This window comes from Litoreibacter albidus (assembly GCF_900107015.1).
Taxonomy (GTDB): domain Bacteria; phylum Pseudomonadota; class Alphaproteobacteria; order Rhodobacterales; family Rhodobacteraceae; genus Litoreibacter; species Litoreibacter albidus.
In genome coordinates, this window is sequence record NZ_FNOI01000002.1 from 378,766 (window position 1) to 391,898 (window position 13,133).

Annotated in this window: 9 protein-coding genes; 8 read left to right on the forward strand and 1 reads right to left on the reverse strand. The window is 62.9% G+C overall.

Translation table 11 applies throughout. From position 1 onward, the window contains the following. Positions 1-77 precede the first annotated feature (77 nt). Positions 78-698: an SCO family protein gene (locus BLW66_RS06935; protein WP_089946399.1), complete on the reverse strand. Its 621-nt coding sequence runs from the start codon at positions 696-698 to the stop codon at positions 78-80. Between the two features lie 98 nt (positions 699-796). On the opposite strand from BLW66_RS06935, the gene regB reads away from it, so the two are divergent. The 8 genes from regB to trxA all read left to right on the forward strand — a co-directional run bounded on the left by regB (position 797) and on the right by trxA (position 12,739). Then, positions 797-2,179: a sensor histidine kinase RegB gene (gene regB / locus BLW66_RS06940; protein ID WP_089946400.1), complete on the forward strand. Its 1,383-nt coding sequence runs from the start codon at positions 797-799 to the stop codon at positions 2,177-2,179. Between the two features lie 65 nt (positions 2,180-2,244). Next, positions 2,245-3,813 (forward strand): PAS-domain containing protein, encoded by a 1,569-nt coding sequence (locus BLW66_RS06945; protein ID WP_170833418.1) that lies wholly within the window; start codon positions 2,245-2,247, stop codon positions 3,811-3,813. 43 nt (positions 3,814-3,856) lie between these two features. Next, on the forward strand, positions 3,857-4,387 hold the full coding sequence (gene tsaE, locus BLW66_RS06950; protein ID WP_089946402.1) for a tRNA (adenosine(37)-N6)-threonylcarbamoyltransferase complex ATPase subunit type 1 TsaE: 531 nt from the start codon (positions 3,857-3,859) through the stop codon (positions 4,385-4,387). Further along, positions 4,384-5,400 carry an aminoglycoside phosphotransferase family protein gene (locus BLW66_RS06955; RefSeq protein WP_089946403.1) on the forward strand — a complete coding sequence of 339 codons (1,017 nt, stop codon included), beginning with the start codon at positions 4,384-4,386 and terminating at the stop codon, positions 5,398-5,400. The genes tsaE and BLW66_RS06955 overlap by 4 nt, the downstream gene beginning before the upstream one ends. Then, the gene (locus tag BLW66_RS06960) at positions 5,393-6,088 is read left to right on the forward strand and encodes a nucleotidyltransferase family protein (protein ID WP_089946404.1); all 696 of its coding nucleotides are present in this window, start codon (positions 5,393-5,395) and stop codon (positions 6,086-6,088) included. The genes BLW66_RS06955 and BLW66_RS06960 overlap by 8 nt, the downstream gene beginning before the upstream one ends. After that, positions 6,081-9,017, forward strand: coding sequence for a double-strand break repair protein AddB (gene addB / locus BLW66_RS06965; RefSeq protein ID WP_089946405.1), 2,937 nt, complete (start codon positions 6,081-6,083; stop codon positions 9,015-9,017). Before BLW66_RS06960 ends, addB begins: the two co-directional genes overlap by 8 nt. After that, the gene (addA, locus tag BLW66_RS06970) at positions 9,014-12,352 is read left to right on the forward strand and encodes a double-strand break repair helicase AddA (protein ID WP_089946406.1); all 3,339 of its coding nucleotides are present in this window, start codon (positions 9,014-9,016) and stop codon (positions 12,350-12,352) included. Before addB ends, addA begins: the two co-directional genes overlap by 4 nt. Before the next feature lie 66 nt (positions 12,353-12,418). Next, complete coding sequence (gene trxA, locus BLW66_RS06975; protein ID WP_089946407.1) at positions 12,419-12,739, forward strand: thioredoxin; 321 nt, start codon at positions 12,419-12,421, stop codon at positions 12,737-12,739. Positions 12,740-13,133: the final 394 nt, after the last annotated feature.

The window sequence follows — 13,133 nt, forward strand, 5'->3', positions numbered from 1 at the left end:
CCGAATTGCTGCTCCGCTACAAGATGTAGGTTGCATGCAAGGGCGCGTCAAATGTTACCGCGTTACGCGTTTCTGGCCTAGCTGCCAGCCTGCGCGTAACACGCCACAGCGTCGGCGATTTTCTCAGGGCTGTCGTCGCGGCGGAAGAATTCCACGAAACCGGACTCTGGCAGCACCAGATAGGTGAAGGTGGAATGGTCCACGAGGTAATATTCCGGATCACCCGCCTGCTTTTTGTAGTAGGTCTTATAGGCCTGCGACGCGGCTTTTACCTGCTGAGGCGACCCTGTGAGGCCCAGCATTCTGGGGTGCATCACATCGGTGTATTCCGCTACCACTTCTGGGCTGTCGCGCTCCGGATCGATGGTGATGAACAGCGCGTTTGCGTTGATGCCGCGCTCCTCCAGCACGTCCAGCGCCTCCGCGTTGCGGGCGGCATCCAGCGGGCAGACATCAGGGCAGAAGGTATAGCCGAAGTAAACCAGCGTCGGGTCGGTGATGACGTCGGTGTTTGTCACGGTCTCACCGGTTTCGCTGACCAACTCGAACGGGCCGCCAATATCGCCGCCAGCCACCGCAGAGGAGCTACAGGACGCGAACTTGTCGTCGCCGCCCTTGTTCATCATCACATACGCAGCGGTGCCGCCCAGCATTGCGACGACCAGACCGATTGCGGCGACGGGGTAAATCTTGTTCATCAGGCGACTCCGAGGGTGAATTTCATTGCCCGAGTTGATCCACTATCTCGGCCCATGTATCAATCAGTCATTATGACGCTGACACTCACATCTTCGAGATGGTAGACACCTCCCTTGGCCTGACCTCCGGTGGCCCACGTGACGGCGTTGTCCGGCTGCGCACGCTAATTATTTTGCGGTGGTTTGCCGTGGTCGGCCAGATCAGCGCCATTGGCGTGGCCAACCTGTACCTTGGGCTGCACATAGCGCTTGGCCCCTGCTTCATGGCCATCGGCGCGTTGGTTCTGACGATCATCGTCGCCCAAGTCGTCTACCCCGAAAACCGCCGCCTGCCAGAGCGCGAGGTGCTGATTACCCTGCTGTTCGACATCAGCCAGCTGGCATTGCTGCTGTATCTGACCGGCGGGTTGAACAACCCCTTTGCCCTGCTGATGCTGGCCCCTGTCACGGTCTCCGCGATGACGCTGCGGGCGGGGTCCACGTTTTTCCTTGGCGGGTTGGCGGTGGTGTTCGTCAGCTTGCTGGTGTTTTTCTACATCCCGCTGCGCAGCGACCTTGGCTTCGTGTTGCGCATGCCGCAGTTGTTCGTCGCGGGGTTCTGGGTCGCTATGGTGATCGGCATCGGCTTTCTGGGCATCTACGCCGCACGGGTCACCGCCGAGACCACATCCATGAGCAAAGCCCTGCTGGCCACGCAGATGGCCCTATCCCGCGAGCAAAAGCTGACCGACCTTGGCGGCGTGATCGCCGCCGCCGCGCATGAGCTGGGCACACCGCTGGCGACGATCAAGCTTGCCAGCTCCGAGCTATACGACGAGTTGGAAGACCCCGTTTTGCGCGAAGATGCGGCGCTGATCCGCGATCAGGCCGACCGCTGCCGCGACATTCTGCGCTCCATGGGGCGGGCGGGCAAAGACGATCTGCACCTGCGCACCGCGCCGCTTAGGTCGGTGATTAAGGAAGCCGCCGAACCCCACGCGAACCGCGGCAAGGAACTGCACTTTCAATTTGACGCGGAAGGCGACACCACAGACCCCAGCGCCTACCGCCTGCCGGAGGTGATCCACGGCGTGCGCAACCTTGTGCAAAACGCGGTGGATTTCGCGGCGGACCATGTGTGGGTGGAAACCAAATGGACCCAAGACACGGTGACCGTGCGAGTGATCGACGACGGGCCAGGCTACCCCTACGACCTGCTGGGCCGGATCGGCGACCCGTTCATCAAGCGTGGCGGGCGGCGTGAAAAGGATGCCTCCCGCCCCGAATATGAGGGTATGGGGCTGGGGCTGTTCATCGCCAAAACGCTGCTGGAGCGGTCCGGCGCTCGGGTAAGCTTCGCCAATGGCTCCGGCCGCTCCAGAGACCCCGCCGAGCCGCACTACGGCGCGATTGCCGAAGTGATCTGGCCCATCGACGCCATTCTGGAGCCCAACGGCGGGCCGTCAAAACCGCTGGGCGAGAACAAACCAATTCAGATTTAATCAAGAATTAATGACTCTGCGGTCAGTGTGTCGGCATGGCAATGTCAGCATTAAGGGCGGCAGTGATGGCACATCTATTCGTTGAATTCGCGGTGACGCTGCTGCTGGGCGCACTTTTGGGCGCGATGGCGTTCTATTCGTGGACCCGCCTTTTCAAGCCGCCCCAGCAAGCCGCCAATCGTCAATTGGAATTCCACTTTCACAACCGCGAACTGGTGGGCGCCTGCCCCCATGCGCGGCGCTCCCTAAGCTTGGAAGACCTTGACGAGGACATTTACCACCAGCTGATTGACCGCTTGTCAGGCGTGTTTCCCGACCTGCAAACCCGCCTGTCGGAAGCCGCACCGCGCGGGGCGAAATTTACCCTGTGCGAGGTGGTCAAGAACGGCCCCGCGACATTGCACGTGGAGGTAAAAGGCGGCAACTTGAAGCTGCAATTGTCTGGCCTTGAGGCCCCGCTTTCGCGCAAAATACTGGTCGATAGCGACCACGCCGCCGCCGTTGCCTCCGAAGTCGCGGTGTTGCGAGCCAGCACCGACTCCGCGCCCTACCTGTCGTGGCGCGAAACTGCGGACGGCACCGTCGACTGGATCAACCAGACCTACGCCGCCACCGCGCAGGACGCGGACGTGGAACATGGTGCCAACCTGTGGCCGCCCACCCGCCTGTTTACCGGCGGGCCAGTCACCCCAGCAGGTGCCGCGCCGCAAAGCAAGCGCTCCACCTTGGTGATGAAATCAGGGGGGCAGAAAACCTTTGAGGTGACACGCTTTGGCAGCGACACCGGCACCATCAACTTCGCCGTTGATGTCGATGCCACCGTGAAGGCGGAGGAATCCCTGCGCAGCTTCATGCAAACCCTCACGCAGACCTTCGCCACGCTGCCAATCGGGCTTGCGATCTTTGACCGTTCAAGGGCGCTGATGATGTTCAACCCCGCCCTGACGGACCTGACCAGTCTGGAGCCGCAATGGCTGGCCGCGCGACCGACACTATACGACTTCGTCAACCAGTTGCGCGAAAAGCGCATCCTGCCGGAACGCCGCGACTTTGCCGATTGGCGCAAGAAAATCACCGAACTGGAGCAATCCGCCGCCGATGGCAGCTACTGCGAAACATGGACCCTGCCCACCGGCCAAACCTACCGCGTGACCGGCCAGCCACACCCGCAAGGGGCCGTGGCCTTCCTGCTTGAAGATATCACCGCAGAGATGAGCCTGACCCGAAAATTCCGCCGCGAACTGGCGTTGAACCAAACGATGCTGGATCACCTGCCGGAAGCCTTGGCGCTGTTCGCCGATGACGGGGTGATTTGCATGACCAACGCCGCCTATGACACGCTGTGGGACGCCGACCCCGAAGCAGCACTTGATCAACTGACGATCACCGACGCCTCAAAGCTGTGGCAGGCCAACAGCGTTCCGACACCGATCTGGGGCGACGCGCGGGATTTTGTGACCCAGCGCGGCGACCGGTCCGAATGGACCGACACCGCAACGCTGACCAACGGGCTGGTGGTGACCTGCCGGTTCCAACCCCTGGCGGGCGGCGCGACGCTTGTGGCCTTCACCCGTTGCCAGCGCACGGCGACACCACCGCCACAAACAACGCAACTTACGGCGGTTTCTTCCTGATGAACGCTTGAAGGCAGTGCCCGTTGGCGTAAGACTGCGCGCCATGACACTGCCCACCCCTCCCTGCTCCGACGCTGTATCCGAGCGGTCCACATGGTCCGCCGATCTGGCCTCCATCGACGCCACCGCCCAGTTGGCCCGCGCCTTTGCAGCGCTGGCCCAGCCGGGCCTGTGCGTGTTGTTGAACGGGCCGGTGGGCGCGGGCAAAAGCTTCTTCGCGCGCAGCGTGATACAGACGCTCATGGCGAAAAACGGCGCCATTGAGGACGTGCCATCCCCCACATTCACGCTGGTGCAAACCTACGATCTGGGCGTGCTTGATGTCTGGCACGCAGACCTGTACCGGCTGGGCAACCCCGACGAGTTGATCGAACTAGGGCTGGACCAAGCCTTTGAAGCCGCCATGTGCCTGATCGAATGGCCGGACCGGCTGGGCGACATGCGCCCCGACGCGGCCACCTGCCTGACGCTGACCCCGCACCCCACGGATTACGACCGCCGGCACGTCGAAATCACGGGGCCGCGCGACCTGATAACCCGCCTTGAGCAGGCGATGGAGACATCTGCGACATGACCAAATCCCGCACCGCCCTTGCCGCGGACTTTCTGGCGACAACCGACTGGAAACACGCGCGCCTCAGCCCGCTGGCCGGCGATGCATCAAACCGCAAATACGACCGCGTCGCAGCGGAAGGGATGCCGGCCGCCGTGCTGATGGACGCCCCTCCCCAGAAGGGTGAAGACGTACGCCCGTTTGTCAAAATCGCCAAACATCTAGCCGCGCAGGGGCTCAGCGCCCCGACGGTCTACGCCGAGGACGCCGTGCAGGGGTTCTTGCTGCTTGAAGATCTGGGCGACGACCTGTTCGCGCGGGTTTTAGAGGACAAGCCGGAGCTGGAAACCACACTTTATCAAGCCGCAGTCGACGCGTTGATTGTGGCGCAAAACGCTAGCCCGCCACCACTTGCGCCCTACGACGCCGCCGCGATGTCGGGGACCGCGCGGCTGGTCACCGAATGGTACCTGCCCAACGTCACCGGCGCGCCGACCAACGATAGTTTGAGTAAAACTTATGACGCATTGGTCGCGGATATGTTGGCGCGGTTAATGACCGGACAACCGGTGATGGTCCAACGGGATTACCATGCGGAGAACCTGCTGTGGTTGCCGATGCGCGAAGGCGCTGCGCGTGTGGGGTTGCTGGACTTTCAAGACGCGATGCTGGGCCATCCGGCCTATGATCTGGCGTCGCTGCTGAAAGACGCGCGCCGCGATGTCAGCGATGATGTGCAACGCGCGATGCTGGACTATTACATCGCCAACACGGGCGTGGAGGACCACGCGTTTCGCGCGGGGTATGCGGCGTGCTCCGCACAGCGCAACCTGCGTATTCTGGGCGTCTTTGCACGACTATGCGTGCGGGATGGCAAGCCAAACTACCCTGATCTGATGCCCCGCGTCTGGCGCAATTTGATGGATGATTTGCAGCACCCCGAACTGACAGAACTGCGCGCCTTTATCGAGGACCACGTGCCCGCGCCGGACGCGGACATCATTGCGCGCATCAAGGCCGCCGCCGATGCATAAGCCGAGCGCAGCCATGATCTTTGCCGCTGGATTTGGCACCCGCATGGGGGCCTTAACGCAGGACCGACCGAAGCCGCTGATCAAGGTCGCGGGGCGGGCGTTGCTGGATCACGCGCTGTCCGCGACCCACGCAGCAGGCGTGCGTGCCGTGGTTAACGCGCACTATAAGGCGGACATGGTGGCGGCGCATTTGCGAGCGCACCCCAACGCCACGCTGCGGGTGGAGCAGCCGGAGATATTGGACACTGGCGGCGGATTGAAAGCAGCCTTGCCAGAGTTGGGGGCCGCGCCCGTGTTTACCTTGAATTCGGATGCGGTTTGGGCGGGGCCAAACCCGCTCGACTGCCTGCAAGACGCTTGGCGACCGGACGACATGGGCGCGTTGCTGCTGCTGGTGCCGCTGGCGCGCACGGTGGGCTACACCCGCTCCGGAAACTTCGCGGCGGACGCGCAGGGGCGATTGACGCGCAGCCCTGACGGCATGGTCTATACCGGCGCGCAGGTGCTGCACACGGACGGGCTGGCCGAGATTGACGAAACCTGTTTTTCGCTGAACCTGCTGTGGGACAAAATGCTGGACGGGCAGCAGATTTACGGCGTCGAATACCCCGGATACTGGGCCGATGTGGGAACACCGCAAGGCATCGCGTTGGCCGAGCAAATGCTGGAGCGACATGCCGATGTTTGACCCGTCAGACCGTAGCCGCGTTTTCGCCCTGCCGATGGGCGTGGATTTTCCTGCGGCCTTGGTCGACGGGCTTTGCACGCGGATGACAGACGCCGCGCCGCATGAGATGGCGCATGTAGAGTTGTTCGTGAACACCAGCCGGATGCAGCGCCGGATTCGCAGCCTGTTCGCCAAGAAAGGCGCACGCTTTCTGCCGAAGCTGCGGCTGGTCACGGATTTGGGCCGCGATGACATTGGCCGCGACTTTCCCGATGCGGTGAACCCGTTGGTGCGGCGGCTGGAATTGGCGCAACTGGTGCGCGGATTGATTGAGGCAGAGCGGGACTTTGCCGCGCGGTCCCATACGTTTGATCTGGCCGACAGTCTTGCCGGCTTGATGGAGGAAATGCAGGGCGAAGGCGTCCACCCTGACGCGCTGGGGGAGCTGGACGTGGAGCGTCACTCCGCCCATTGGGAACGCAGCCAGAAGTTTTTGAAACTGGTGACGAAGTTTTTCGGTGACGACGCGCCGCTGAATGCGGAAGCGCGCCAACGTGTTGTCGTGAAGGCGCTGATTGCGCGGTGGCACACCAACCCGCCTGCGCATCCTGTGATCATCGCGGGCTCTACCGGATCGCGCGGCACCACGCGGCTGCTGATGGAAGCGGTCGCCAAACTGCCGCAGGGCGCGTTGATCTTGCCGGGGTTCGACACCGATATGCCGGACCACGTGTGGACGCAGCTGGATGATGATCTGACCAGCGAGGACCACCCGCAATACCGTTTTCATGCGCTGCTGCGCGCGCTTGATCTAACACGGAACGATGTGCCGTTGTGGGACACGGCACGCCCGGCCTCGGCCGCGCGCAATGCTTTGATTTCCCTTGCCATGCGGCCCGCGCCTGTCACCGATGAATGGTTGTCGGAAGGCCCTAAACTGCGCGATTTGGCCGAGGCCACCCGCGCGGTCACGCTGATCGAGGCCCCCACACCGCGCCACGAAGCGCTGGCCATTGCACTGCGCTTGCGCAAGGCGGCGCAGGACGGGCGCAGTGCTGCGCTGATCTCGCCGGACCGGATGTTGACGCGGCAAGTGACCGCCGCCCTGCAACGCTGGGGGATTGAGCCGGACGACAGTGCGGGCATTCCGTTGCCGCAATCCCCGAGCGGGCGGTTGCTGCGCCAAACCGCTGAACTGATGGGCCGCAAGCTGCCGTCTGACAAACTGTTGGCGTTACTCAAGCACCCGCTGGTGGCGCATGCCGTCCGTGGCCGCCACCTGAAACACACCCGCGATATGGAGCTGGAGTTGTTGCGCGGCGGGCCACCATTCCCCACGCGCGCGGACGCGTTGACATGGGCCGCGGCGCGCAAGTCGGACGAGGACACGCAAGGCTGGATCAACTGGCTTTGGGATGCATTGGACGCCCTTGCCGCCTGCGCCGCCGCACCGTTGCCCGACCTTCTGGAGCGCCACGTCGCCCTAACCGAGCAGCTGTGCGCGGGGCCGGATGCGGGTGGGGCTGGCACCTTATGGGAAAAAGCCACGGGCGAGGAGGCCACCAAAGCCGTCACCGAATTGCGCGACGCCGCCGATGCGGGCGGGGAGATGAGCTGCGCGGATTACGGCGACCTGATCCACTTTGTGCTGAACCGCCACGAGGTCCGCGACCCGAATGCGCCGCACACGGGGATCATGATTTGGGGTACGTTGGAGGCGCGGGTTCAAGGCGCTGACATGGTGATCCTGGCGGGGTTGAATGACGGCGTTTGGCCGGAGCTTCCCAGCCCTGATCCATGGCTCAACCGGCAGATGCGGCGCGACGCGGGGCTGCTTTTGCCGGATCGCCGCATCGGGCTATCGGCGCATGACTTCCAACAGGCGGTGGCCGCGCCCGAGGTCTGGCTGACCCGCGCCAAACGCAACGCGGAGGCCGAAACCGTGCCGTCGCGCTGGATTAACCGACTGACCAACCTGCTTGGCGGGTTGGACGGGGACGGCACCCAAGCGCTGGCCGATATGAAAGCACGCGGCGCGGAGTGGATCGCCTTGGCGGCGGCGCTCGATCACCCGCGCAGTGACGTGCCGCCTGCGCGGCGCCCCTCCCCCGTGCCACCTGTGGAGGCCCGCCCGAAGAAGCTGCCGGTCACCCAGATCGAAACCCTGATCCGCGACCCTTACACGGTTTACGCCCGCTATGTGCTGCGGCTGCGCCCGCTTGATGCGCTTCACGCCGCCGCCGACGCGCCGCTGCGCGGGTTGGCCCTGCACGAGGTGTTGGACCGCTTTGCGAAAGATACGGCGGCGCACCTGCCCGACAACGCGGTGGAGCTGCTGATCAAGATGGCGGACGACGTGTTTGACGAGATGGTGCCGTGGCCTGCGACCCGTGCGATGTGGCAAGCCAAGCTGGCGCGGGTTGCGCCGTGGTTCATCGACACCGAGCATACCCGCCGCCAATTTGCCCGCCCTCTGCGCCAAGAGGATAAGGGCGCCGTGGCGCTAGACGGGTTGGACTTCACCTTGGAAGGCCGTGCCGACCGCATTGACGAGGCCCCCGACGGCGCGTTGATCCTATACGATTACAAGACCGGAACACTGCCCAGCAAACCGCAGCGGGAGCATTTCAACAAGCAGCTGCCGCTACTGGCCGCAATTGCAGATAGGGACGGTTTTAAGGGTCTAATCAGGCGCAAAGTGCTTGCGGCGGATTACATCGGCCTCGGCTCTGACCCTCGGCAGGAGGGGGACCGGTTCGAGCATGGCGATCTGGACAAAATCTGGGAGGAGCTGACGACGTTGATCAGCGCCTATCTGGAACCGGATAAGGGGTTTTCCGCACGGCGCGCGGTGTTTGAGACGCGGTGGGAGCAGAACTATGACCACCTTGCGCGCTTTGGCGAATGGGATGAAACGGATGATGCTGTGACGATGGAGGTGGGCCAATGAAGCGCGACGCAGCCACGGCGGCGCAGGTCGCAGCCGCTGATCCCAAGGCCTCCACATGGTTGGCGGCGAATGCGGGATCGGGCAAAACGCGGGTGCTGACCGACCGCGTGGCCCGCCTGTTGTTGGACGGGGTGCCGCCGCAGCGCATTTTGTGCCTGACCTATACCAAGGCCGCCGCCTCGGAGATGCAAAACCGCCTGTTCCAGCGGCTTGGCGATTGGGCGATGATGCCCGACAGCAAGCTGCGCGACAGCCTGACGGCCTTGGGCGCATCAGAGATCGCGCCGCAGGTTCTGGCCGACGCACGGCGGCTGTTTGCCAAGGCGATCGAGACGCCAGGCGGGTTGAAAATCCAGACCATCCACTCGTTCTGCGCGTCACTTTTGCGCCGCTTCCCGTTGGAGGCTGGGGTGTCGCCGGCCTTTGCGGAAATGGACGACCGCGCCGCCAAAGCCCTGCGCGAAGACGTGATGGAGGAGGTCGCCTTACACGCGCCTAACGCCATGGCCGCTTTCGCACAGCACTTCAGCGGTGCGGAGATGGACGGATTTTTGCAGGAGCTTTTGGGCCGCAAAGAGCTGTTCGCCGACGCGTTGAGCGACGACGCCCTGAAGGCCGCGGGCGGGCTGGACGCGAGCATATCGGAAGACGTTATTTTGCAATCCGTATTCCACGGCGGTGAGGCGGAATTACTGCGCGACGTCGGCGCAGTCTTGCAAGGCTGCACAGGCAAATCGGACGTGCAATTGGGGCAAAGTCTGTCGCTGCTGGATTGCACGGCGCCAAGCCTCGCACTGTTGGCACAGTTTGAAAAACTGTTCCTTGGGGCGTCCGGCAAGTCGGCGGGGTTGCCCAAGGGCTACCCCCCGACGAAAGGCGCGAAAGAGGCGCTTGGCGCCTTGTTAGACCCTTTTGACGCACTGCGTATGCGCGTGTCGGAAGCCCGTCCGTTACGACTGGCCCTCTCCGCGCACGCCAAAAACGCGGCGCTGCACCGGTTTGCGCAGGCCTACCTGCCGCGCCTAGAGGCGCATAAACAGGGCCGCGCGTGGCTGGACTTTGACGACCTGATATTGAAAGCCCGCGCCTTGCTGACCGACCCCAGCGTTGCGGCGTGGGTGTTGTTCCGTTTGGACGGCGGCATTGACCACATCTTGGTTGACGAAGCCCAAGACACCGCACCGCGTCAGTGGGATGTGGTGCGCCTGTTGGCGCAGGAATTCACCGCAGGCCAAGGCGCGCGCGCCGACACGGAGCGCACCATCTTCGTGGTGGGGGACCAAAAGCAGTCGATTTACTCATTCCAAGGCGCAGACCCTGACGCCTTTGAAGCGATGCGCGCCCACTTCGACGAGGCGCTATCTGCCATTGGCCATCCGCTGAAACGGCAGGATTTGCTGCATTCGTTCCGGTCCTCCAAGGCGGTGCTGGATCTGGTTGACGCCAGCTTTACCGGCGACCTGAAGCGCGGCATGGGCGACCGTGTGGAGCACGTCGCGTTCAAGCAAGACCTGCCTGGCCGTGTGGACCTATGGGACTGGATCGAGGAGACCGAGAAGGCCGACAACAAAGACTGGTTCGATCCGGTTGATACGGTGGGCGACGACCACCATTCGGTCATTCTGGCGCGACAGATCGCGGCCACGATCAAGGACCGACTGCTGCATGGGCAGATCACCGAAGTGAAGCGCGTAGACGGGCGAGACGAGCAGGTGACGCGCCGGATCGAGGCGGGGGATTTCCTGATCCTTGTGCAGCGCAGATCGACGCTATTTCACGAGATCATTCGCGCCTGCAAAGACTTGGGCCTGCCCATGGCGGGCGCGGACAGGCTGCGGATCGGGGCGGAACTCGGGGTGAAAGACCTCACCGCGTTGATGCGGTATCTGGCGACGCCGGAGGATGATTTGTCGCTTGCGGCGGTCCTGCGCTCACCGCTGTGCGGATTGTCGGAGGCGGAGCTGTTTGATCTGGCCCATGGGCGCGAGAAATATCTGCGCGGGGCGCTGGAACGTCAGAAAGCGCGGTTCAAGCCGATCTATGACATGCTGCGCGACCTGCGCGACAACGCCGACTACCTGCGGCCCTATGATCTGTTGGAACGCGCCCTGACCCATCACGACGGGCGCAACAAATTGCTGTCGCGCCTTGGTGTGGAGGCGGACGAAGGCATCGCCGCCTTGCTGGATCAGGCGATGGCTTATGAGCGGGCGGACATCCCGTCGCTGACGGGGTTTCTGGAATGGCTCGCGCGTGATGAGGTCACGATCAAGCGCCAGATGGACAGCGCGGGCAACGCCATCCGCGTCATGACCGTGCACGGGGCCAAGGGGCTGGAAGCACCGATTGTGATCCTGCCGGACACCGGACAGGTGGCGAATTCCGTGCGCGACGACATCCTGAACCACGACGGCGTGGCTTTCTGGAAGGTCTCCGCCAAAGACATGCCGCAGGTGCAGGTGCAGCTAAGCGACGAGATCAAAGCCCGCCAACGCGAAGAACGGATGCGGCTGCTTTACGTGGCGATGACGCGGGCGGAAAGCTGGCTGATCATTTGCGGCGCGGGCAAGCCCGCCAAGTTCGAGGACGGCGGCTGGTACGCGGTGGCGGAGGCCGGAATGGCAGCCCTTGGGGCCGACGACGGGCGCGTCGCGCATCTGGACTGGCCGCAAGACCTCGGCCCGCGGGCGGCAGAAGCCGCAGTTGTGCGCGCGGCGTTGCCCGACTGGGTGCTGTCCAACGCGCCGCCGCCGCCCGCCACTTCGGAGCCTATGTCGCCGTCCAAGCTGAACGGGGCTAAGGCCCTGCCGGACCCAAGCGGCACCGCGCTGTCGGAAGAGGACGCAAAGCTGCGCGGCACGGTGCTGCATCGCTTGCTAGAGCACCTGCCCCACGCCGAAGACCCGATGGATCTGGCGAACCGTTTGGGCCGCTATGGCCCCTTTGAGGAGGATTTGTTCCCGCTGGCGCAACGCGTGGTCGACACGCCCGCGCTGGCCCACATCTTTGCCCGCGACGCGCTGGCGGAGGTCACCCTGACCGCCAAACTGCCGTCACTGGGCGGGCAATCCATGCTTGGCACCATCGACCGGCTGATCATCGGGCCGGACCGAATCCTCGCGGTGGATTTCAAGTCGAATGTGGTCGTCCCCGACACGCCGGAAAAAACGCCGTCCGGTATTTTGGCCCAGATGGGGGCCTATCTGGAAATGCTGGAGCAGCTCTATCCGGAAAAAACTGTAGAGGTAGCAATCCTTTGGACGCAATCGGCGCAGTTAATGCCCCTCCCACACGACATCGTGAGGTTGGCCCTAGGGGCTGCCCATACATCTTGACGCCACTGGCTGGGGTACCTAGGTTCTGGTCAACGTCAATCACACACATTTTGGAGGGCTGAACACATGGCCACCGTCGCAGCAACTGATGCAACATTCGATGCCGAAGTCCGCAACTCGGACATTCCTGTCATGGTCGATTTCTGGGCCGAATGGTGCGGTCCTTGCAAACAAATCGGGCCAGCTCTGGAAGAGTTGTCTGCCGAATACGAAGGCAAGGTTAAGATCGTCAAAGTGAACATCGACGAAAACCCGAATGCCGCCGCCGCCGTCGGCGTGCGCTCCATTCCGGCCCTGTTCATGTTCAAAGACGGCGAAGTCGTCTCGAACAAAGTGGGCGCTGCCCCCAAGTCCGCCTTTGACGGCTGGATCAAAGAAACTATCTAAGCTGTCGGTCACATCGACTGAACGAAGGGCGCATCCGTTTGGGTGCGCCTTTTTTTGTGGCTGGTTCAAGGTAGTTGGACGGCAGTTAGGAGCACATACCTACTGAGTTTCTGCCTGATGACGAATGTCAACTTACCATGTCACAAGACGCAACTCTCCCATGCACCGGAATCCGTTGCCAGAAAACTACTGGTCAGTTCAAAAAGGGGGAAGCTAGCGGGTTACTTCTGGTCAAACCACTTGGCGATAAAGTGCCATATGGCACTCGCCAAGAGACTGCCCAGAAACCCGAGAACGAGGGTTTCCAGCATCAGCTATTCCTGTGCTTGAGAAGCGTTCATACAAACGCAAAAGACCCCACAGGAAAGACCTATGGGGCTACGAAAAACCCCGC